The following is a 22,369-nucleotide window of genomic DNA, read 5'->3' as shown; positions in this document are numbered from 1 at the left end:
TTATACTCCTATCTATTTTTTTCGGAAAGGGATTTGCAAGCGATTCCAGATTTTATTCATTTGATGGTAACGTAACGTTCGTGACCTGGGTTTTCTCTTTGATAAGATTCACTCCAATCAATCCAAAGATGGAAAATACGAGGGGAATGATGAAACCAAAATAGTAGCCTGCATGGAAATGGTCCAATACGAATCCGAAAAAGGCGGGAAGTAAAACCGCGCTTAAAAATCCTCCCGTATTCGCAAACCCTGTCACCATGCCCGCTTCACTTGTTGGAAAGGTTTTTCGAGCGACAGCAAAGGTTAAAGAGTTAGAGCCAAACGCAAATCCAATGATAAAGAAAAGAGAAATGAGCAAGAATAATGGTGGTCCTTCAACAAATAGTAGAAAAGCTGACCAACATAGGACTGTTACGATATGAAAAAAGAGATAAGGTCGTTTGATTTTTCCTAATCGACTAGAAATCCAACCAATCAAGGGAGCGCCAATTAGAGCCCCGATTAAACTAATCATAATGAACTGACTTGCTTCCATACGCGTGAGCCCATAAAATTCGATTCCATATGGCACAGCCCATGAACCGATAAACCCTAAATAACCACCGACAAGACCAAAATGGCATAGAAACAAGGCCCATGCTTGACGACTTGAAAAGGTCCGACGCAGTAAAACCTGTGTTTTTTCACGTTGAACTTCTTTTCTCTCAATAAGAGAATGGCCAGGCTTTTTCACTAGCACAAAATAGAGAAAGGTCCCACACAAACATAAGAGGATTCCTCCTGAAAGGAATGCTCCTCGCCAACCTAAAAGAACGATTAATGCAGAAAAAGGAACCGTGGCCAATAGAAATCCGAGACTTCCAGTCATTCCTGCCACACCAATTAGACGCGTAAATTCCTTTTCGTTAAACCATCTACTTAGTATGAGGACTAGATTCACCCAAATGGTCGCATCCCCTATTCCTGTTAAAATCCGTGCAAAAAAGAGGATGAACTCATGGGTTCCTACGCTATAAATAATGGTCCCGACACCCGTTAGGATTGCGCCAAATATAAGAAAAAAATTAGGTCCATATCGATCTGCCAAAATTCCCATCGGCATTTGCAAACCTGTATACACGAGAAATTGAATGCTAGTTAGTAGTCCTATTGTTGTTGCAGTGACTTGAAAGTCCGTCATCAATTGGTCTGTAATTAATCCAGGGGCAGTGCGTTGACTTGACATGACTACATACGTAAATAAAACAGAAGCAAAAATAACCCATCTGAAATAACTATTTTGTTTGTTCATTGTTATCTACTCCTGTTTGCTTTTTACAGTATGTATATGGATTTTTGCAGCAGTAGTGCTCAGACATATGTTAAAAAATCAATCATTACAATTTTTCATCACAGCATGTATAATCTAACAATGGGAGTTGAGATCAATGAATAAAAAAGACGTCGCAAACATCCGCAAACAATTTAAATTAGATAATCAATACTTGAAAATTAAAGAGATTTTTAATGTATATGTGAAAAAAGAATCCAATGAGATTTACCATCATATATGTCAGCCATTTGAGTTGCTTGAACAAGAAGCACAGGAGTTATTTTTAGATAACTTTAAGAAGACTCTGACTGGTCAGCTAGATATAAAGCTTTTTGAATTAAAGTTCCAACATGGCGTTGAAAATAGCACACGAGACCTACTTTATGATGGGCTACAAATGGAAGATACCGAGGATTGGCTAGAGCAAATGCTTCAAATCGTAGAGAAAATGTATGCTACTAAGGTCTATGAGTTTGACACAGTGGTAACGTTCATACGTGCTGAATACCGTAAACCCACACGAAAACGTGACCCTGAATCTGAAATGGGCGGCTCGGATGAGGTTTATTATAGTCCTCTCATTCTTTGTAGCCTAAATAAAATTGACCAACCGAAGAAGACGTTGGTTTTTGATTATATCGAAAGAACCTTTAAACCAAACACTGAACTTGATCCAGTGATAAATCTGAGTGCTCCGTTGACTGGTTTCCTTTTTCCAGCCTTTAATGACAATGCGGCAGATGTAAATCATGTTCTTTATTCAGCTGGAAAGTCAAATGAGCCAAGCTATACGTTCATTCTCGATGTATTAAACTGTGAAGATATCATGACAGCAGAAGATGATAAGATTGGCTTCGAGATGATCCTGAAAAATGTAATTGGGGACACGGTAGAGTCCGATGTTATTTCAAACGTCTATGAAGAAATTGACCGCTTTGTTCAGGAAAAAGAAGAAGATGAGCAGGAAGACAGCGAACCACCGATGATCAACTACCAAGACGTTGAGCGTATCTTGAAAGTAAGTGGCGTTGAAAATGTGGATACTGTAAAGGTTGAGCATGCTTTTAAAAGTGTAGTTGATGATGAACGACATGAATTCAAAGCAACAAACCTTGTTCCAAAATCAATCAAAATCAACACCAAAGTTGCCAAGCTCACACTTGGCCCAAAAGACCTACGACACGTCAAATACATCATGTACCAAGGCAAGCGCTGCCTCCTACTAGAAATCGATGAAGACGTCATTGTTGAGGGACTAACCCTAGAGACAAAGAACCCAGGAGATAACGGGGACAGTTCTACTGGTTCCTTTTAAAGCAAAACAGTGGATTCATTGAAATCCACTGTTTTTTTTGTTTTTCGAGCTGTGACCTAGCAACTCTTATACTAAAACGCCCAACAGCAGCTGAGCGTCCCACATCTTTTACTCTTTCCAATCCTTCTTGAATCGTTCGTACTTTCCTTCTAGGTCATCGAGCATTCCGATGAGACGGTCGATATCTTCAAGATCAGTTGATTCAGGGTCCATTGAATCAATCACTTCTAAAAACATATTTAGGCGATTTTTTAAATAGGTTATCTGTAAGTCCTTATCATGAATCGCGTTTCCCAAATGACAACGTTCCTTTCCTATTCGAATTCTTTTTTTATCTTAGTTGATGTTGTATACATTGACAACCTTTATTCTTTTCAATACAATGCCTATGGGATTTGTGGTTCACCAAATCCAACAAAGGAGCTACATAATGACAAATTTACAATCTTCTATACGAATTTCTCCCGCTCATGATCCGTGGGAGGCTTATTTAGATGTTGAGCAGTATGGCTCAATGCAACTTACCAATATAGAATTTACAACCACCTATCTATGTAACATGAGATGCGAGCATTGTGCAGTTGGCTACACACTTCAGCCAAAGGATCCTAAAGGCCTTCCAATCGATTTATTGCTTAAGCGCCTCGATGAAATCCCAAAGCTTCGTTCGTTAAGTATTACAGGTGGCGAGCCTATGCTTTCCACAAAATCGGTTGACAATTATGTCGTCCCTCTTCTTAAGTATACCCATGATAGAGGGGTTCGTACTCAAATCAACTCAAATCTCACCCTTGATTTAGCTCGTTATGAGAAAATCGTTCCCTATTTGGATGTGCTTCATATTTCACACAACTGGGGAACAGTCGACGAATTTGTCGAGGGTGGCTTTGCGATGATGGAGAAGAAGCCAACATTCGAGCAGCGCGAACGTTATTTTACCCGAATGATTGAAAATAGTAAGGCTCTTTCAAGGGCTGGAGTTTTGGTTGCAGCGGAAACCATGTTGAACAAACGAACGCTTCCGTATTTAGAAAAAATTCACAAACAAATAGTAGAAGAAATGGAATGTGGAAGGCATGAGGTGCATCCTATGTACCCAAGTGATTTTGCAAGCAATCTTGAGGTGTTGTCACTAGAAGACATCAGGGGTGCCATTCATCATCTACTTGATATTCGCAATGAAGATATCTGGATGTTGTTTGGTACACTCCCATTTTATGCGTGCAGTAGCAACGATGAGGATCTTACTTTATTAAAGCGTCTTTATAAAAGTAAAAATGTGACCGTCCGTAATGACCCAGATGGGCGTTCAAGACTAAATGTGAACATTTTTAATGGCGATATTATCGTGACCGATTTTGGCGATACTCCCCCACTTGGTAATATTCTCGATACATCGCTACAGGATGCTTATGATAATTGGGCTGGAACCAAAATCGCAAAAGAAATTAGCTGTCATTGTCCAGCTGTAAAATGTCTTGGTCCAAATATTCTCGTAAAAGATGCCTATTATAAAGAAGACGACTTTACAAAACGGCAAGCAAATATATAAAAAATCGGGCGTACCTTTAGCGCCCGAATTCTTTTTTCTATCATTATCTCGGAGTGTCTGATACGAGGAATCCGTAAGATACATGGTCTTGGACTGGAATCCAAGCACCGATACCTTGGTGAGTTACGTTCTTTACAACGATGGATTTTTTGCTCCCTTTTAGCACAAGGTAGACTTCACCGTATGTAACCTTCCCTTTTTCATTGACAGCCGGCGCATAAGCATACAAGTATCCAAGCTTCTTGGGAGGTACATTATAGATTTGGTCCTTTTTCGTTCCTCCACCTATAATCGTTGTAAATGACAAAGGAAGCTTTGATTTATTTGCCGCTTCTATTAACATCATTTTCTTTACGTCGTCAGCATCTTGAATTTCAGCTGTTAATCCACCTCTGACGATTTTTTGCACTTCCTGTTTGTAATGGATTTTGTATGGAGCTTTTCCACCACGATTGTCATAATAATTCGTATTGATTTTTTCATATTCCCAATTCGCACTTGTTTCAGATGATTCATAGTTCAGTGGCCATTGCCCCAAATAAATAGTCGCTCGATAGCCAACAGCAAGTGGTGTTGTTTGAATGGCTGATTCATTTAAAATACGAATGAGATTCGGATTTTCGATGGGCACTTCAGCACTATCAATTAGCTCTTGTGTAAGTTTGCTTGGCTGGAGATACGGCAAATCCTGTGTTGGGTTCGGATACGTGTTATCCTGCGAGATGTCCAAAACGGAACTAGGAATTTTGAATTTATCTGCTTTTTCACCCTTCGTTTTTTCGGTACCTTCCGCCATGGCGGTTCCTGCTACAAAATGAAGCAAAAACACGACGGCAACTATAAAAAGAAAATTCCGTTTCATAGGTCGGTACTCCTTTCATTGGCTTTGTGTATAGTGTTTTCGAAGGTTTTAGAGAATATCCATCCTTTGAGCAGGAAATTATTAGGTATTTGCATATAAAAAAAGAAATGCCGGCATGGGACCAGCAATTCCGTTTTAAAAAAATTGAGTTGTTTAGGTTTCTGAATAGCCCCCTGTTCCTTTTTGCATCAACCTTTCAAAATATGGAAAGAAAAGTTGTACAAACGGTCCAATCGCAAATGTAACGACCAATGTCCCGATACCAATTGGTCCTCCGAACAATAGCGCCAAAATCAGCCCCGTTGCTTCCGCAATCGTTTTTGAAACCCCGTACCTTAGTTTAAATCGCTTACTGATTGCCAGCATCAGATTATCGATTGGGGAGAGTGGAAACTTTGCTTGTAGGTATATCGCAATTCCAAGTGATGCAATCACTAATCCTCCTACTAATGCGAGAATCTTAATCATTAATCCACTAGGGGTCCACTCATCCAACGCAATTAATAACCAAAAATCAACGAAGAATCCAATTACGATGATTGTCCCAATCGCTAAAAAAGCTGGACGTTCCTTCAATAAAAATGCATTTACAAACATTAATAGAATCCCAACAAGTATGACCCAATTTCCAACCGTTAAACCGATTGTCTCTGAAAGTCCAACATTGAGTGCATCCCAAGCACCGGCCCCTATATTCGCAATGATCATCAAACTAATTCCTAGTGCTAAAATAAAAAGTCCTATCGAGAAAAATAGTATCCGTCGTACAATCATGATGTGCCCAAGCTCCCTCAAGCTAAATTTTTATTACAATTAGGTTAAACAATGTAGCTTATTATAATCAATTATTAAAAAATTAGCGAGATTTTTTAAATTTACCTGAATATTTTTAATGTTAGGTAAATAATATAAAGTATACCTTAATTGAAGGAGGGATAAGGAGACCATACCTTTAAAATGAGGGGGTATGCTATCGAATTGGCTGACGGAGAGTACACCTGTGAAAATTATCCCTTAACAAGTACTTAGAAGAAAAAACAAACAACTCTGTGTGGATCACCATCTGCACAGAGTTGTTTTTTGTCTTGAACTCAAAATCTTGGCATCATTATTTTATGATTTCAAACGTTTCAATAATATCAATGCTCCCCTTCACCGATTGCGCAATTGGACAATTTCGATGAGCTACTTCGATTGAACGCTCAATTTTTTGCTCATCCAAATCATTGCCTTTGATTACGTAATGAAGCAAAACTTTCTCGACCCGATTCGCATGAGCCTCGTTTCGCTCTACTTCAGCTTTAATCGTGATATCCTCGATAGTCATTCTCTTTTTTTCAAGAATTTTGCGAAGCGTACCTCCACTACAAGCTGCAATAGATGACACTAAAAGCTGATAAGGGCGAAATCCATAAGCCTCATCCCCTGCAACATGCAATTCTCCAAATTCCAAATCTGTACTAAATCCAACTTCCTTCATTTTAAAAATCACAGAAATTCCCCCAGTTCCTATTATTAATTCTAGTTTACTCATTTTCCGCCCCAGATGAAAAGAGATTCGATCTTTTCCATTTTCAATCTACCTGTAATTTTGTATGATTAGATAGGAAATTGAAGTGGGGGAATAACAACATGAAATTGCGCTTTTGGATTTTAGTAAGCATTGTCTCGATATCAGGTTTTAGTCAAGGCATGCTGTTACCATTAATTGCTGTTATCTTTGAAAACAGTGGACTGTCATCTACCTTAAATGGTCTTAATGCAACCGCCCTCTATATTGGAATCTTATTTGTTTCTCCATTTATGGAGTACCCGTTGCGTAAATATGGTTATAAACCCGTCATACTGTTTGGTGGGCTACTCGTTGTACTATCACTCGCGTTATTTCCTTTATGGAAGACGTTTTGGTTTTGGTTTATCTTACGGCTTTTAATTGGGATTGGAGATCATGCATTACATTTCGGAACACAAACATGGATTACATCTTTTTCTCCAGAAAACAAACGCGGTCGAAACATCTCCTTATATGGATTGTTCTTTGGACTTGGCTTTGCAACAGGTCCTATGATGACACCGTTAGTAAATATCAATGAGGCACTACCTTTTATTCTATCCTCAGTTCTTTGTTTAATTGGCTGGTTCTTTTTATTCTTGTTAAAAAATGAATTCCCTGAACAAGAGCTTGGTGTGAATTCGTTTCGAGAGACACTACATCGTTTTTCAAAAGCATGGAAGTATGCATGGGTCGCATTTTTACCACCCCTTGCTTATGGATTTTTAGAATCATCGCTAAACGGAAGTTTCCCTGTATACGGATTACGGATTGACCTTGATGTCACGTTCGTCTCCATCTTACTCACTTCATTTGCACTTGGAAGTATCATCACTCAGCTCCCTTTAGGAATCATGAGTGATAAATTTGGACGACGAAATATCTTAATGATTGTGTTGTTTTTAGGTTTCTTAAGCTTTAGCATCGCAAGCTTCCTTGAACACTCTCATGTAGGACTATGGATCTGTATTACTTTCGCAGGGATGGCTGTTGGATCTACATTTTCACTTGGCATCTCTTATATGACAGACTTGATGCCAAAGAATTTACTACCAACAGGTAATCTTTTATGTGGTATTTTCTTCAGTATTGGAAGTCTAATCGGTCCATTTGTCGGAGGTTTGTTTATCCAATACGTTGATAACATTAGTTTTTTTAATGTCATCGGAACAATTTTATTCGTAATTCTTCTTGTCATCTCCGTTTTTGGTACGAGAACAGCTCCCAAAACCGCTGAAAACTGACTTCCCCGATGGAAGTCTTTTTTTATCGGCCTATTTTTCAGAATTTTGTTGACGTATTTTCTAAAACTGTTATATAATACAAATAACTTAAATAAACTGTATTAAAACAGAATATGAATTTAATAATGATAGGGAGATGAGTAAGGTGAGCAGACAAGAACGTAAAAACATGATGGAGTTCATTGAAAAGGTTAAAGGCATTGATAAATTGGAGCTAATGTATATGACTGATGCAGACATCGAGCATATCTATGACACCACTTACTTTCATTATGTAGAGACTGTTGAATAGGAATGGACACCCGCCTTTTTATAAGGTGGGTTTTTTTATGGCCTCATCCAGCTTATTTAAAATAATTCTAAAAAACACTTTTAAATTTCGGGAAACATGTTATAATTAATAATAATTATAAAGTAAAAATTAATAAAACGTACTACTGCTATCAAAAAGATTGCAGTTTTTCTGTTTAAATGGCTTATTGATTGTGATTACCCTTCTCAATTAGATTATAAACATTGATTTTGATTCTCAATTAGGACATTAAAAATGATTATTTTTCTCAATTAGAAATTGGAGGCGAATAAAATGAGTACAGAAGTTAAATCTGTTCCAAAATCACGGCATGTATATACGCAAGATAACGAACCTTCTCCATTCGTTGAAAAAATCAAGCTACACGGAGAATTGATTGCAGCCTTAACTAGTGGGGTATTAATTTTGGTTGCGTGGGGGTTAGGTCACTTCGAATACAGCACCTCCTCCATCGTGATGTACCTTCTTGCATTTATTATTGGTGGATATGCAAAAGCGAAGGAAGGCATTATGGATACACTCGCTGAAAAAGAGTTAAATGTTGAAATGCTTATGATCTTTGCAGCCATTGGGTCAGCCATTATCGGTTACTGGAATGAAGGGGCCATTTTAATCTTCATCTTTGCATTGAGTGGAGCTCTTGAAACCTATACGATGAATAAAAGCCGCAAGGAAATCTCATCGCTTATGGGTCTTCAACCTGAAGAAGCAACTCTTATCCAACATGGGATTGAGAGAATTGTCCATGTTTCCTCCTTGCAAATTGGAGATACCATCCTAGTCAAACCAGGAGAACGAATTCCAGCAGACGGAAAACTTTTAAAAGGTGATACAAACATTGACCAAGCAGCTATTACGGGCGAATCAATGCCTGTTCATAAAACTTTAGGCGATGAAGTTTATGCCGGAACTGTGAATCTACGTGGTTCTATTACGATTGAAGTTACAAAACTAAATGAGGATACATTGTTCCAAAAAATCATCAATCTCGTTCAATCTGCACAAAGTGAAAAGTCACCATCTCAGCTATTTATTGAAAAGTTTGAAGGTCGTTATGTTAAATTTGTTTTAATTGCAGTCGGCTTAATGATGTTCCTTCCCCACTTCTTACTGGGGTGGTCTTGGACTGAAACCTTTTACCGTTCAATGATCTTATTAGTTGTTGCTTCCCCTTGCGCACTGGTTGCTTCAATTATGCCCGCAACTTTATCAGCGATTTCAAATGGCGCGGGACGAGGAATCCTTTTTAAAGGCGGCGTGCACTTAGAACAACTCGGAAACTTAAAAGCGATTGCCTTTGATAAAACGGGAACCCTGACGAAAGGAAAACCTGTAGTGACCGATGTTATTGTTACAGATTCAATTGATATTCAACAGTTTTTACAGGTTGTAGCGTCAATTGAAAATCAATCTACTCATCCACTTGCACAGTCCATCGTTGCACATGCAAAATCAAATGGACAGGAGTTCATATCAATCGATGGTATTGAGGATAAGCCTGGATTTGGTGTAAAAGCAACAGTTGGAGATGTACAATGGTTAGTTGGAAAATCTGATTTTGTTGGAAAAGATGAGGCACTTGCTTTTCAAAATGGTGTAGCGAAACAATTGGCTTCTGAAGGAAAAACGATTGTTTATGTGAAGGCAAATGAAGATATTGTTGGGATTCTTGCTCTAATGGATGTTGTCCGTGAAGACACAGTTTCCGCTATATCTGACCTCAAGAATCTAGGCATTTATACCGTTATGTTAACAGGAGACGGTGAGAAAACCGCTGAGGCCATTGCAAAAGAAAGCCATATTGATCAGCATATTGCTGAATGCTTACCAGAAACGAAGGTCAATCATATAAAAGGACTCATTTCAAAATATGAGACAGTGGCTATGGTCGGAGATGGAATTAATGATGCCCCTGCATTAGCTACTGCAAATGTTGGTATTGCTATGGGGCAAGGCACAGATGTTGCGCTTGAAACAGCTGATGTTGTTTTAATGAAAAATGACCTACCTCGCATCGCGGAGGCCGTAAAGCTTTCAAGACGCATGAATCGAATTATCAAACAAAATATTGTGTTCTCAATCAGTGTGATTACCCTGTTGATTCTATCTAACTTTTTTCAAATCATCGACCTTCCATTTGGCGTGATTGGCCACGAAGGAAGCACCATTCTTGTTATACTTAACGGACTTCGATTGTTGAAGTCATAAAAGGAAAGGACTTGACCCCCATCGGTCAAGTCCTTTATTAATATAAAGAAATTATAGGCTCATGTCACAAGCCAATCTAATTTATCGGTTCTAATGATAGCCGTTACTGCCGTTTGCAGAACCGCTCGTTTTTTGTTTCGGGCTATTTTTCTTTCCCTTTTGCTTTGTACCGCCGTCTTTTTTAGACATATAAATAAACCTCCTTGGATTGTACTTACATGTACTATTATTTCTCGCTAGAAGACTTTCCATGAAGGTAACTTACGGTAAAAGTTCACCTTTGTCTTATCCGTTTGCAATTTAAGATGGCATTAATTTCTCCACCGATGATGATGATCATCGCTGATAAATAGAACCAAATCATCAGAACAATAATGGCCCCTAAACTGCCATATGTTGTAGAATAATGGCCAAAGCTATTTACATAATAGGAAAAGGCAAGAGATACGAACATCCATCCAAATGTCGCAAAAAATGCTCCAGAAATGATTTCTCTAAACTTTAACCGGCGGTTTGGTGCGACCCAGTATAAAAAGGTAAACACGATAAAGAGTATCGCAGCACTTAATATCCACCGAATCCCATTCCATATATCTAAAAATTCATCAGACAAGCCAAAGGAAGAAAACATAAAAATCCCAATTTGCTTTCCAAACACAGGTAATAACAACGCGATGATGATAACGAAAATCATCCCAAATGTTAATAGGACTGAAATTCCTCTTGTGATAAAGAAATTTCTGGTTTCCTTCACATCATATGCCTTGTTAAAAGCACGAACAACAGCATTAATTCCATTCGAAGCAGACCAAATCGTACCAATAATACCTACTGATAACAGACCACCTTTTTGTGATCCAACAATGACATTCAGGTTTGTTTCAATCATATCAACAGTACCTTCTGGTGCGTACTGTCTCACGAAGTCCAACACATCTATTTGGGAAATTGGTAAATACCCAATAAGGGTTACTAAGAAGATTAAAAATGGGAATAGAGAAAGTAAGAAAAAGTAAGCAAGCTCTGCTGAGAGACTACCTACTTCATCTTCCTTATATCGTAAAAATAATTCCTTTAATAACCGCAAATCAAGCGTTCGATTTTGGACCATCTTTTCACCTCTCTATATTATCGTCCCTTAAACCTTTCGTTTTATTAGTAATTACGTCCTTTGTTTCCTTAACTGCTTCGACGATTTCTGGGGTTGTTTCAACAATTTCATTCACCTTCGAGGTTACAATGCGAACGTCTTCTGCCACCTGCTCTACAGTTGTACGAACCGCGTTGAACTGGTCCTTTACTAGTTCTGTGTAGCCCTGTGGATTTTTCATCACATCTAATGCTTTTTTACTAACTCTTTTACTAGTATGTAAAAATTGTTCTCTTGTTTCCTTATCTATTAAAGAAATCGCTGCACCAACAACAGCACCTATAACCATACCTTCGACCATCTTATTACGTTTTGCCATTAAATCTCACCCTTTACAAGTAGATTTTCCTTTTTTATGACGTCTAATAGACGTTGACAACCGTTACTCACAAGCTCGTACACTTCATCAAAATTCCCTGTGTAATAAGGGTCGGGCACATCCAAAATCTTGCTTCCATCAACAAGATCAAGTAGCCTTTGAACTTTCCCCGTTTTTTCATTCATAAATATCTTATTTAAATTCCCTACGTTACTGGAATCCATTGCAATAATATAATCAAAGTTCTCAAGGTCATTAGCAATTACTTGGCGTGCCTTCATTCCTTCAAATGATATATTATTTTTTGTAAGAATTTTTTGGGTACCTTCGTGTGGCGGTCTTCCAATATGCCAATCACCCGTTCCAGCAGAATCAACCTCGATTTGATCAACAAGACCTTCCTTTTTTACGAGGTCACGAAAAATGGCTTCTGCCATAGGTGACCTGCAAATATTGCCTAAACAAACAAATAAAACTTTTATCATATGTACGTTCTCCTTAGTGTTAATTTTTCATATTAGTTAAATAATAGCAGAAACGTGTTACAATAAGAATACACTGAAAAACGAAAGGGTGAAAACATGGATCTCACACAAAAGTCGGTCGAGAATGTTGAGTTTATGATAGAAAAAATCAAAGAAAAACTTAAGGTTCTAAACTTAGGTGCTATCAAGCCTTCCCATTTCGATGAAGAAATGTACGAGGAATTAAAAGACATCTACGACCTCACCATGAAAAAGAATTCATTCAGCCCAAACGAAATGCAAGCACTTGTTGAAGAGCTTGGGAGTTTGCGCAAAAATAGATAAATACATAATAACCTGAAGGTGGCCGAATACGGTCACCTTTTTTTGTAAATTCAGTCAATAACTCCTGCACCTCGCATATACGTATAGAAAGGGCAAATTTTTAGACAGAGGGACAGGTACATTGTCCCAGCGGACTTCATTGTTCATTCCTATTCGTGCGATGCCCAATCTAAGGGGGGAATACAGTTGCTAGGACTATGGCTGACGCTAATTGGTATTTCTGTCTTATATTTTATCTCCACTGGATTCTGGTTTTATTTTGTCAAAACAGCAATGGACAACGACGATTCCAAAAAAATTGACCCGCTACCCACAGATCGAGACTAACTCAAATTTATTGAAACATAAGATTAAAAAGCCACACCCTATACAGGTATGGCTCAGACAGTGTAGGCTCAATGCCTGCACTTTTTTATTTTTTGGTTAAATGATACACAACCGATTCATAAGGTCGTAACTTGACCTCTTTCGAAAGATCCGTTTCAGCATCACCATAGTTTGAAATAAGTAAATCCGAAGTGTAGTTTTCAATCCCAACAGTTGTAGGAACTTCAAAGCTAGCTTCCTTCCCATAAAAGTTATTAACGACAAGTAGTTTCTCATTATCACCATTTCGAACATATGCAAAAAGTTGAGGGTCTTCCTCAAGTAATAGCTCGTAATCACCATACGTAATAATATCGTATTCCTTACGAAGCTTAATTAACTTTTGATAATGATAAAAAACTGAGTCTTTCTCTTTTAATGCACGTTCTGCATTTATTGTTGGGTAGTTACGAGCGACATTAATCCACGGGGTTCCACTTGTGAAACCTGCATGTTCACTATCGTCCCACTGCACAGGAGTACGGGAATTATCACGTGATTTATGTTTTAAAATCTCAATAATTTCGTCGTTACTCATACCCTGCTCTTTTTTTATTTTATAGATATTCAGTGATTCGACATCACGGTATTCAGAGATATCATCAAACTTCGGATTGGTCATTCCAAACTCTTCACCTTGGTAGATATAAGGCGTGCCTTGCATCATATGAATCGTAGTTGCTAGCATTTTCGCGGATTCAATTGGATATTTTTCATCGTCACCATACCTAGAAACAATACGCGGTTGGTCATGGTTACACCAGAACAACGCATTCCAGCCTCCACCCTCATGCATTTTCACCTGCCAGGTTGAGAGGATCCTTTTTAACTCTTGGAAATCAAAATCAGCCACCGTCCACTTATCGCCGTTCGGATAATCAACCTTTAAATGATGAAAGTTGAACGTCATACTAAGTTCTTCACGATCAGGATTTGAATATTTGATACAATCCTCAATTGTTGTAGATGACATTTCCCCAACCGTCATACTGTCGTATTTTGAAAAGACATTTTGATTCATTTCGTGCATGAACTCATGGACTCTTGGGCCATCTGTATAAAATTTACGGCCATCCCCCGGAGGGACTGATCCGTCATCATCAGGAAAGCGCTGGTCTTTTGAGATAAGATTGATAACATCTAAACGGAAACCGTCTACCCCTTTTTCGAACCAAAATGTCATCATGTCGTAGACCTTTTTACGAACTTCTTCATTTTCCCAATTGAGGTCTGCTTGGGTCACATCAAAAAGGTGAAGGTAGTACTGACCAGTTTTTTCATCATACTCCCAGGCATTCCCGCCAAATTTTGATTCCCAATTCGTTGGCTCATGACCATTTTTTGGATCTTTCCAGATATAAAAATCTCGGTAAGGATTGTCCTTAGATTGTCTCGATTGCTTAAACCATTCATTTTCAGTAGAGGTGTGATTGACTACGATATCCATAATGATTTTGATGCCGCGGGTATGGGCTTCTTCAAGCAAGCGGTCAAAATCCTCCATCGTACCGTATTCTTCTTGAATTGAAAAATAATCACTAATATCGTATCCATTATCGCGCTGCGGAGATTTGTAGATAGGTGTTAACCATATAACATCGACACCTAATGTCTTTAAGTAATCCAGCTTCTCGATAATACCTTGTATATCACCTACACCATTTCCAGTTGTATCATTAAAACTCTTCGGATAAATTTGATAAACGACAGACTTTTTCCACCAAGGCTGTTTCTTCAACTGCTACACCACCATTTATGTCATTATGTTTGTAGTATTTCTTAAGTAAAACAAACTTATTTGTAGTTGTAGTTTAACTTGTATATACAAGTTAGTCAAATGATTGCCCCTGCTGAATCGGTGAGTAGAATCTCCTTGTTGTGGTGTATCGAAAATGTCCAATAAGATCGGTGCTTTTTCTGAAATACTGTCGCTAATTTGGAAATACTGTCACTAAATCGGAAATACTGTCACTATTCTAAAAATACTATCGCTATATCAAAAATACTGTCACTAACCAAATTTACGTCACTATTTTTTAATAACTACTATCACTAGTCGTTTTGGCGCTTGTCCAATTCCCTCTTTAACACTTCCATTAAAACCACAGCATGGTTATGCACCTCGTCCCTTGCACCGTATAGAAGCGTAACTTTCCCTATCTCTATTTTTCCCAGTAGCTCCTCAATCGCAGCCATCTTCTCTTCATCTACCATTAATTCATTTATGTAAAGCCCTTTAAATTCTTCAAACCTTTCAGGTCTGTGATTAAATTCTTTACGTAGCGCCGTGCTTGGGGCGATTTCCTTCATCCACAAATCCAGCCGTGCTACATCCTTTGAAATACCTCGTGGCCAAATCCGATCAACTAATATTCGGTTGCCATCATTCGCATCTACTTCTTCATAAATACGTTTCAACACCAAATTCTCAATCATTTCTCTCTTTCCTCCAATAGAAAAGGACAAAAACAGAAGTGTTTTGTCCCCTTACACCGTTTTATTTAAATTTGTTGTACAATTGCATTTGATAATCCTTAAATACCGCTGAATGTGATGTCTTTCTATTTTTTAGGATTTGGTTTAGACGAAATTGTTTTTCATTTAGTTTTTGCTGGTATATGACGCGTTGTTCTTCGTTCTCACATTGATCCAGCAAATTCTCAATTGTGAGTAATTCTTTTTTAATTTCAGTTTCTTCATTAATAAAACCGGAATTCTTCATCACACGATACGCCATCCGAAGATCCTCTGGAATTGAAGAATCATCATCGAGTTTAAGTGGTTTCCCGTATCCTGGTAAATTATCAAACTCTCCATCCCTATAGGCTTTGCGAATCTTATCCTCAGAAACAATACTAGAAAAATCCATAATAACGCCCTCCCTTTTGGAGTGTACCTTCTATTACTATTTTACGTGTTTTTTGAACTTATTTCCATTCTCCTCATATATTTCTCCTATATTTCATTTTTTACAATCTGACAACAACCCCCAAAAATCGACATGCAATCGTGAATGACTATAGGGTGAAGTGGGGTAAATTGACTACTCTTACTACGCGATAGTTAGTAATGAAAAATGTTCTGGACAAGCATTATTAGGCTATTAGACATATAACATCAAACTCTGAGAAGGATGGAGATACAATGTTTTCAAATGTAGAAATCGGAATCGATCTAGGAACTGCAAATATATTAGTATACAGTAAGAATAAAGGGATTATTATTAATGAGCCATCAGTTGTTGCCATTGATACTGAGACAAATAAAGTCGTGGCTGTTGGATCGGATGCAAAAAGAATGATTGGGAAAACACCTGGAAAAATAGTTGCAATCCGACCTCTTCATAAAGGAGTCATCGCGGACTTTAACGTTACTTCCGATATGCTTCGCTATATCATGAAGAAGGTTAGCCAAAAGCTTGGGTATTCGTTACGAAAACCGAATGTCGTTGTTTGTACACCTACAGGTTCGACCTCGGTAGAACGTCGTGCAATTCAGGATGCTGTTAGAAATTGTGGCGCAAAACAGGTTTATTTAATAGAAGAACCAGTTGCTGCCGCTGTCGGCTCTGATTTACCTGTTGACGAACCTGTCGCAAACGTTGTTGTTGATATCGGCGGGGGTAATACCGAAGTTGCGATTATTTCCTTTGGCGGCGTTGTAACATGCAACTCCGTTCGAATTGGCGGGGACCAGTTCGACGAGGACATCATTCAATATGTTCGTAAAAAATATAATGTGCTGATTGGTGAGCACACCGCTGAGCAAGTTAAAATAGAAATTGGATATGCCCTTATTAAGCATGACGTAAAAACCATGGAGATTCGTGGGCGTGACCTTGTCACTGGACTTCCAAAGACGATTACCTTACGTTCAATTGAAGTTCAAGAAACATTAAAAGAGTCTCTTCTTCATATTTTAGAAGCAATTCGCGCTACCTTAGAGGACTGCCCTCCTGAACTAAGTGGTGATATTGTTGACCGCGGGGTTATCTTAACAGGTGGTGGAGCTCTATTAAATGGCATGCAAGATTGGTTAAGCGAGGAGATTTTTGTTCCGGTTCATCTTGCCCCTAACCCACTTGAAGCAGTTGCAATAGGAACAGGACGCTCTTTAAGTATTATTAATAAATTGCATAAAATCGCTAAGTAGAAAAAAGGCCAAATCGAGTTTCGATTTGGCCATCTTTTATGCTGATTTTTGTTGTTGAGTTTCTTTTACCGTTGTCGTTTTTTTGTTTTGCATGTAACCTAATCCTAATACAAGAATTACTAAAACAATAGTGATTAAGTACGTTACTGGACCATGTTCAAGGTGTAGAAAATTTGTTAATCCTTTGTCCTTCATTAACATTTCTCCAGCTGTCCACGCGAGGATACCAGCACCAACGTAAGCTATCCAAGAATATCTATTCATAGCTTTTACAATAAACTTAGAACCAAAAATCATAATTGGGATACTAATCGCGACACCCAGTGCCACCATACCTATATGACCATCTGCTGCCCCAGCCACTGCAACAACATTATCAAGACTCATCACCACATCTGCCATGATAATTGTACCAATCGCTGCCATAAAACCGGTTGAAGACTTAACATGTCCTTCTTCTTCCCCCTGAACCAATACCTTGTAAGCAATGTAAAGAAGCAAAGCACCACCGATAAGGTTCACAAAAGGAATTTTTAATAAGTACACAATGATCGCTGCGAATAAGATACGTAATATAACAGCTCCACCTGTGCCCCAAAAGATTGCCTTATTTTGTTGTTCTTTTGGTAGATTTCTAGTTGCCATCGCAATCACGACAGCATTATCACCAGATAGAATAATATCAATCGCAACGATTTTTAATAAAGCAAGTGTTGCCCCCGAAGATATCGCTAATCCAAGAATCGTTAACATATCCATATGGGAATTCCCCCTCGAATAAAAGTATATTAATATAGTAAATTTTTCATCTCATAAATTAGCATACTCCTATTTTTTTTCATATTCAATATTTGCTCCATGAATCTTTTATGAAACTTAGCCAGAATTAACCAGCAGTATCAAGTTAATACTACGAATGTTATTCGTTGACATAACACCTTTTGGTTTCATATAATAACGAAAGTGAAACCAAATGGTTTTATTTTAAAAATAAAAAGGAGATTGATGTCATGGCAAATGTACCAGATATAAAACAAACTATATTAATCGAAGCACCCATCCAAAAGGTTTGGGACCTTGTATCAACCGGGGAGGGTATAGGTTCTTGGTTCATGCCAAATAATCTCGTCCCTTCAGAAGGACACGAGTTCCATATCCAGTCCCCATTCGGACCTTCACCTTGTAGAGTGCTCGAGGTTGACCCGCCCCACCGCCTAACGTTTTCTTGGGATACAGATGGATGGATCGTTGAGTTCCTATTAAAAGAAATTGATGGAAAAACAGAATTCACACTCATTCATGGTGGTTGGAAGGATTCGGAGGAAATCATCGGAAAAGCAAATCGTACAGCTGCAGAGATTCGTGAAACAATGAATAACGGTTGGACAAGCATCATTGAGAAACTTAGTCAGGTGGCAGTCAGCTAGTGGCAAATCCTGCTCAGAAGTATGATGTCTTTCAGGCAATTGCTGACCCGACGCGCAGAGAATTGCTTCGGCTGTTATCAAAAGAGGAATTACCTATTTCGGAAATATCGAAACAATTTCCCATGAGTCGTACAGCTGTGGCGAAGCATCTTCAAATCCTTGCAGAAGCGAAATTAATTAGTGGCAAAAAAGTGGGGAGAGAAAAACGCTATCGTCTACAACCAGAGTCCTTTTCAGAGTTGCACGAATGGCTCTCATATTTCGATCAGTTCTGGAACAACAAGCTTTCAGTGTTGAAGTATATTGCTGAGAACGGCTCAGGTGATGAGCTTAAAACGGTTAAGTTATCTGAACCTAATGACAAGTAGTTTCGTTTATTTGAGAGAAGGTCTTCATCAAGTTGATGAAGACCCTATTTTGGCTCTCACGTCTTTATTCATGTCTTCATCCTTTCGATGACGACATGTTCTTTGCTCCTACACTTCTATTCATGTCTTCATCCTTTCGATGATGACATGTTCTTTGCTCCTACACCTCTATTCGTGTCTTCATCCTTTCGATGATGACATGTTCTTTGCTCAGACACCTCTATTCGTGTCTTCATCCGCTCGATGATGACATGTTCTTTGCTCCTACACTTCTATTCATGTCTTCATCCTTTCGATGATGACATGTTCTTTGNCCTGTTGACGAACCTGTCGCAAACGTTGTTGTTGATATCGGCGGGGGTAATACCGAAGTTGCGATTATTTCCTTTGGCGGCGTTGTAACATGCAACTCCGTTCGAATTGGCGGGGACCAGTTCGACGAGGACATCATTCAATATGTTCGTAAAAAATATAATGTGCTGATTGGTGAGCACACCGCTGAGCAAGTTAAAATAGAAATTGGATATGCCCTTATTAAGCATGACGTAAAAACCATGGAGATTCGTGGGCGTGACCTTGTCACTGGACTTCCAAAGACGATTACCTTACGTTCAATTGAAGTTCAAGAAACATTAAAAGAGTCTCTTCTTCATATTTTAGAAGCAATTCGCGCTACCTTAGAGGACTGCCCTCCTGAACTAAGTGGTGATATTGTTGACCGCGGGGTTATCTTAACAGGTGGTGGAGCTCTATTAAATGGCATGCAAGATTGGTTAAGCGAGGAGATTTTTGTTCCGGTTCATCTTGCCCCTAACCCACTTGAAGCAGTTGCAATAGGAACAGGACGCTCTTTAAGTATTATTAATAAATTGCATAAAATCGCTAAGTAGAAAAAAGGCCAAATCGAGTTTCGATTTGGCCATCTTTTATGCTGATTTTTGTTGTTGAGTTTCTTTTACCGTTGTCGTTTTTTTGTTTTGCATGTAACCTAATCCTAATACAAGAATTACTAAAACAATAGTGATTAAGTACGTTACTGGACCATGTTCAAGGTGTAGAAAATTTGTTAATCCTTTGTCCTTCATTAACATTTCTCCAGCTGTCCACGCGAGGATACCAGCACCAACGTAAGCTATCCAAGAATATCTATTCATAGCTTTTACAATAAACTTAGAACCAAAAATCATAATTGGGATACTAATCGCGACACCCAGTGCCACCATACCTATATGACCATCTGCTGCCCCAGCCACTGCAACAACATTATCAAGACTCATCACCACATCTGCCATGATAATTGTACCAATCGCTGCCATAAAACCGGTTGAAGACTTAACATGTCCTTCTTCTTCCCCCTGAACCAATACCTTGTAAGCAATGTAAAGAAGCAAAGCACCACCGATAAGGTTCACAAAAGGAATTTTTAATAAGTACACAATGATCGCTGCGAATAAGATACGTAATATAACAGCTCCACCTGTGCCCCAAAAGATTGCCTTATTTTGTTGTTCTTTTGGTAGATTTCTAGTTGCCATCGCAATCACGACAGCATTATCACCAGATAGAATAATATCAATCGCAACGATTTTTAATAAAGCAAGTGTTGCCCCCGAAGATATCGCTAATCCAAGAATCGTTAACATATCCATATGGGAATTCCCCCTCGAATAAAAGTATATTAATATAGTAAATTTTTCATCTCATAAATTAGCATACTCCTATTTTTTTTCATATTCAATATTTGCTCCATGAATCTTTTATGAAACTTAGCCAGAATTAACCAGCAGTATCAAGTTAATACTACGAATGTTATTCGTTGACATAACACCTTTTGGTTTCATATAATAACGAAAGTGAAACCAAATGGTTTTATTTTAAAAATAAAAAGGAGATTGATGTCATGGCAAATGTACCAGATATAAAACAAACTATATTAATCGAAGCACCCATCCAAAAGGTTTGGGACCTTGTATCAACCGGGGAGGGTATAGGTTCTTGGTTCATGCCAAATAATCTCGTCCCTTCAGAAGGACACGAGTTCCATATCCAGTCCCCATTCGGACCTTCACCTTGTAGAGTGCTCGAGGTTGACCCGCCCCACCGCCTAACGTTTTCTTGGGATACAGATGGATGGATCGTTGAGTTCCTATTAAAAGAAATTGATGGAAAAACAGAATTCACACTCATTCATGGTGGTTGGAAGGATTCGGAGGAAATCATCGGAAAAGCAAATCGTACAGCTGCAGAGATTCGTGAAACAATGAATAACGGTTGGACAAGCATCATTGAGAAACTTAGTCAGGTGGCAGTCAGCTAGTGGCAAATCCTGCTCAGAAGTATGATGTCTTTCAGGCAATTGCTGACCCGACGCGCAGAGAATTGCTTCGGCTGTTATCAAAAGAGGAATTACCTATTTCGGAAATATCGAAACAATTTCCCATGAGTCGTACAGCTGTGGCGAAGCATCTTCAAATCCTTGCAGAAGCGAAATTAATTAGTGGCAAAAAAGTGGGGAGAGAAAAACGCTATCGTCTACAACCAGAGTCCTTTTCAGAGTTGCACGAATGGCTCTCATATTTCGATCAGTTCTGGAACAACAAGCTTTCAGTGTTGAAGTATATTGCTGAGAACGGCTCAGGTGATGAGCTTAAAACGGTTAAGTTATCTGAACCTAATGACAAGTAGTTTCGTTTATTTGAGAGAAGGTCTTCATCAAGTTGATGAAGACCCTATTTTGGCTCTCACGTCTTTATTCATGTCTTCATCCTTTCGATGACGACATGTTCTTTGCTCCTACACTTCTATTCATGTCTTCATCCTTTCGATGATGACATGTTCTTTGCTCCTACACCTCTATTCGTGTCTTCATCCTTTCGATGATGACATGTTCTTTGCTCAGACACCTCTATTCGTGTCTTCATCCGCTCGATGATGACATGTTCTTTGCTCCTACACTTCTATTCATGTCTTCATCCTTTCGATGATGACATGTTCTTTGCTCCTACACCTCTATTCGTGTCTTCATCGTTTCGATGATGACATGTTCTTTGCTCCTACACTTCTATTCGTGTCTTCATCCGCTCGATGATGACAGGTTCTTTGCTCCTACACTTCTATTCATGTCTTCATCCGGACGATGATGACATGTGTTCTTTGCTCCTACACCTCTATTCGTGTCTTCATCGTTTCGATGATGACATGTTCTTTGCTCAGACACCTCTATTCGTGTCTTCATCCGCTCGATGATGACAGGTTCTTTGCTCCTACACTTCTATTCATGTCTTCATCCTATCGATGATGACATGTTCTTTGCTCCTACACCTCTATTCGTGTCTTCATCCGCTCGATGATGACATGTTCTTTACTCCTACACTTCTATTCATGCCTTCATCCTTTCGATGATGACATGTTCTTTGCTCA

General features: G+C 38.6%; 26 protein-coding genes and 1 pseudogene. 13 read left to right on the top strand and 14 right to left on the bottom strand.

The genetic code is table 11. The annotated features are described in order from the left end of the window. Positions 1-52 precede the first annotated feature (52 nt). Positions 53-1,291: an MFS transporter gene (locus tag CZ490_RS20695; RefSeq protein WP_077620630.1), complete on the bottom strand. Its 1,239-nt coding sequence runs from the start codon at positions 1,289-1,291 to the stop codon at positions 53-55. 136 nt (positions 1,292-1,427) lie between these two features. On the opposite strand from CZ490_RS20695, the gene CZ490_RS20690 reads away from it, so the two are divergent. Then, the gene (locus CZ490_RS20690; RefSeq protein ID WP_077620629.1) at positions 1,428-2,627 is read left to right on the top strand and encodes a DUF4317 domain-containing protein; all 1,200 of its coding nucleotides are present in this window, start codon (positions 1,428-1,430) and stop codon (positions 2,625-2,627) included. A 108-nt stretch (positions 2,628-2,735) separates the two neighbouring features. Here the strand turns inward: CZ490_RS20690 and CZ490_RS20685 are convergent, their stop codons facing one another. Next, on the bottom strand, positions 2,736-2,924 hold the full coding sequence (locus tag CZ490_RS20685; RefSeq protein ID WP_077620628.1) for an SE1561 family protein: 189 nt from the start codon (positions 2,922-2,924) through the stop codon (positions 2,736-2,738). A gap of 133 nt (positions 2,925-3,057) precedes the next feature. Between CZ490_RS20685 and yfkAB the strand changes: the two genes are divergently transcribed. Then, positions 3,058-4,179, top strand: coding sequence for a radical SAM/CxCxxxxC motif protein YfkAB (yfkAB, locus tag CZ490_RS20680; RefSeq protein WP_077620627.1), 1,122 nt, complete (start codon positions 3,058-3,060; stop codon positions 4,177-4,179). Positions 4,180-4,222: 43 nt separating this feature from the next. Here the strand turns inward: yfkAB and CZ490_RS20675 are convergent, their stop codons facing one another. The 3 genes from CZ490_RS20675 to CZ490_RS20665 all read right to left on the bottom strand — a co-directional run bounded on the left by CZ490_RS20675 (position 4,223) and on the right by CZ490_RS20665 (position 6,575). Further along, positions 4,223-5,041: a YfkD famly protein gene (locus tag CZ490_RS20675; RefSeq protein WP_077620626.1), complete on the bottom strand. Its 819-nt coding sequence runs from the start codon at positions 5,039-5,041 to the stop codon at positions 4,223-4,225. A 153-nt stretch (positions 5,042-5,194) separates the two neighbouring features. Further along, positions 5,195-5,815, bottom strand: a complete 621-nt coding sequence (locus tag CZ490_RS20670) for a YczE/YyaS/YitT family protein (RefSeq protein ID WP_077620625.1) — start codon at positions 5,813-5,815, stop codon at positions 5,195-5,197. Between the two features lie 334 nt (positions 5,816-6,149). Continuing rightward, the gene (locus tag CZ490_RS20665) at positions 6,150-6,575 is read right to left on the bottom strand and encodes an OsmC family protein (protein ID WP_472924290.1); all 426 of its coding nucleotides are present in this window, start codon (positions 6,573-6,575) and stop codon (positions 6,150-6,152) included. A gap of 98 nt (positions 6,576-6,673) precedes the next feature. Here CZ490_RS20665 and CZ490_RS20660 point away from each other — a divergent pair, with 98 nt between their 5' ends. From CZ490_RS20660 to CZ490_RS20650, 3 genes are all read left to right on the top strand, one after another. After that, positions 6,674-7,837, top strand: a complete 1,164-nt coding sequence (locus CZ490_RS20660) for an MFS transporter (protein ID WP_077620623.1) — start codon at positions 6,674-6,676, stop codon at positions 7,835-7,837. Between the two features lie 145 nt (positions 7,838-7,982). Then, a complete protein-coding gene (locus tag CZ490_RS20655) occupies positions 7,983-8,129 on the top strand; it encodes a BH0509 family protein (RefSeq protein WP_077620622.1) in 147 nt (48 codons plus the stop codon). A gap of 294 nt (positions 8,130-8,423) precedes the next feature. Next, complete coding sequence (locus CZ490_RS20650; RefSeq protein WP_077620621.1) at positions 8,424-10,358, top strand: heavy metal translocating P-type ATPase; 1,935 nt, start codon at positions 8,424-8,426, stop codon at positions 10,356-10,358. A 274-nt stretch (positions 10,359-10,632) separates the two neighbouring features. On the opposite strand, the gene CZ490_RS20645 is transcribed toward CZ490_RS20650, so the two are convergent. Genes CZ490_RS20645 through CZ490_RS20635 form a run of 3 tightly spaced genes read right to left on the bottom strand, consistent with a single transcriptional unit; the run spans position 10,633 to position 12,312 of the window. Beyond that, entirely contained in the window at positions 10,633-11,469 is an 837-nt protein-coding gene (locus tag CZ490_RS20645; protein ID WP_077620620.1) for a YihY/virulence factor BrkB family protein, read from the bottom strand. Between the two features lie 4 nt (positions 11,470-11,473). Continuing rightward, positions 11,474-11,827 (bottom strand): YtxH domain-containing protein, encoded by a 354-nt coding sequence (locus tag CZ490_RS20640; RefSeq protein ID WP_077620619.1) that lies wholly within the window; start codon positions 11,825-11,827, stop codon positions 11,474-11,476. Then, complete coding sequence (locus CZ490_RS20635) at positions 11,827-12,312, bottom strand: low molecular weight protein-tyrosine-phosphatase (RefSeq protein WP_077620618.1); 486 nt, start codon at positions 12,310-12,312, stop codon at positions 11,827-11,829. The genes CZ490_RS20640 and CZ490_RS20635 overlap by 1 nt, the downstream gene beginning before the upstream one ends. A gap of 96 nt (positions 12,313-12,408) precedes the next feature. Between CZ490_RS20635 and CZ490_RS20630 the strand changes: the two genes are divergently transcribed. Continuing rightward, positions 12,409-12,636: a DUF1128 domain-containing protein gene (locus tag CZ490_RS20630; protein ID WP_077620617.1), complete on the top strand. Its 228-nt coding sequence runs from the start codon at positions 12,409-12,411 to the stop codon at positions 12,634-12,636. A gap of 186 nt (positions 12,637-12,822) precedes the next feature. Further along, positions 12,823-12,963, top strand: a complete 141-nt coding sequence (locus CZ490_RS22440) for a hypothetical protein (protein WP_159439997.1) — start codon at positions 12,823-12,825, stop codon at positions 12,961-12,963. 85 nt (positions 12,964-13,048) lie between these two features. On the opposite strand, the gene treC is transcribed toward CZ490_RS22440, so the two are convergent. The 3 genes from treC to CZ490_RS20615 all read right to left on the bottom strand — a co-directional run bounded on the left by treC (position 13,049) and on the right by CZ490_RS20615 (position 15,871). After that, complete coding sequence (gene treC / locus CZ490_RS20625) at positions 13,049-14,740, bottom strand: alpha,alpha-phosphotrehalase (protein ID WP_077620616.1); 1,692 nt, start codon at positions 14,738-14,740, stop codon at positions 13,049-13,051. 314 nt (positions 14,741-15,054) lie between these two features. Beyond that, a complete protein-coding gene (locus CZ490_RS20620) occupies positions 15,055-15,438 on the bottom strand; it encodes a DUF488 domain-containing protein (RefSeq protein ID WP_077620615.1) in 384 nt (127 codons plus the stop codon). A gap of 61 nt (positions 15,439-15,499) precedes the next feature. Continuing rightward, the gene (locus CZ490_RS20615; protein WP_077620614.1) at positions 15,500-15,871 is read right to left on the bottom strand and encodes a DnaJ family domain-containing protein; all 372 of its coding nucleotides are present in this window, start codon (positions 15,869-15,871) and stop codon (positions 15,500-15,502) included. A 275-nt stretch (positions 15,872-16,146) separates the two neighbouring features. On the opposite strand from CZ490_RS20615, the gene mreBH reads away from it, so the two are divergent. After that, positions 16,147-17,154 carry a rod-share determining protein MreBH gene (mreBH, locus tag CZ490_RS20610; protein WP_077620613.1) on the top strand — a complete coding sequence of 336 codons (1,008 nt, stop codon included), beginning with the start codon at positions 16,147-16,149 and terminating at the stop codon, positions 17,152-17,154. Between the two features lie 36 nt (positions 17,155-17,190). Here the strand turns inward: mreBH and CZ490_RS20605 are convergent, their stop codons facing one another. Next, the gene (locus CZ490_RS20605; protein ID WP_077620612.1) at positions 17,191-17,913 is read right to left on the bottom strand and encodes a TerC family protein; all 723 of its coding nucleotides are present in this window, start codon (positions 17,911-17,913) and stop codon (positions 17,191-17,193) included. A 251-nt stretch (positions 17,914-18,164) separates the two neighbouring features. Between CZ490_RS20605 and CZ490_RS20600 the strand changes: the two genes are divergently transcribed. The 3 genes and pseudogenes from CZ490_RS20600 to CZ490_RS20590 form a co-directional block, all read left to right on the top strand. Next, entirely contained in the window at positions 18,165-18,581 is a 417-nt protein-coding gene (locus CZ490_RS20600) for an SRPBCC family protein (RefSeq protein WP_077620611.1), read from the top strand. Further along, a complete protein-coding gene (locus tag CZ490_RS20595; protein WP_077620610.1) occupies positions 18,581-18,949 on the top strand; it encodes an ArsR/SmtB family transcription factor in 369 nt (122 codons plus the stop codon). Before CZ490_RS20600 ends, CZ490_RS20595 begins: the two co-directional genes overlap by 1 nt. 314 nt (positions 18,950-19,263) lie before the next feature. Next, positions 19,264-19,839: pseudogene (locus CZ490_RS20590) on the top strand (rod shape-determining protein); the annotation flags it as partial. A 36-nt stretch (positions 19,840-19,875) separates the two neighbouring features. Here CZ490_RS20590 and CZ490_RS20585 read toward each other — a convergent pair. Then, positions 19,876-20,598, bottom strand: a complete 723-nt coding sequence (locus CZ490_RS20585; RefSeq protein ID WP_077620612.1) for a TerC family protein — start codon at positions 20,596-20,598, stop codon at positions 19,876-19,878. A 251-nt stretch (positions 20,599-20,849) separates the two neighbouring features. Between CZ490_RS20585 and CZ490_RS20580 the strand changes: the two genes are divergently transcribed. Beyond that, complete coding sequence (locus tag CZ490_RS20580) at positions 20,850-21,266, top strand: SRPBCC family protein (RefSeq protein ID WP_077620611.1); 417 nt, start codon at positions 20,850-20,852, stop codon at positions 21,264-21,266. Next, positions 21,266-21,634 (top strand): ArsR/SmtB family transcription factor, encoded by a 369-nt coding sequence (locus CZ490_RS20575; protein ID WP_077620610.1) that lies wholly within the window; start codon positions 21,266-21,268, stop codon positions 21,632-21,634. Before CZ490_RS20580 ends, CZ490_RS20575 begins: the two co-directional genes overlap by 1 nt. Before the next feature lie 388 nt (positions 21,635-22,022). On the opposite strand, the gene CZ490_RS22435 is transcribed toward CZ490_RS20575, so the two are convergent. Further along, on the bottom strand, positions 22,023-22,184 hold the full coding sequence (locus CZ490_RS22435; RefSeq protein WP_159439996.1) for a hypothetical protein: 162 nt from the start codon (positions 22,182-22,184) through the stop codon (positions 22,023-22,025). Between the last annotated feature and the right edge of the window lie 185 nt (positions 22,185-22,369).

It is taken from the genome of Litchfieldia sinesaloumensis (assembly GCF_900156865.1).
GTDB lineage: Bacteria > Bacillota > Bacilli > Bacillales > Bacillaceae_L > Ferdinandcohnia > Ferdinandcohnia sinesaloumensis.
The sequence above is the reverse complement of the archived record's forward strand: the minus strand, read 5'-3'. Positions and strand labels throughout refer to the sequence as shown.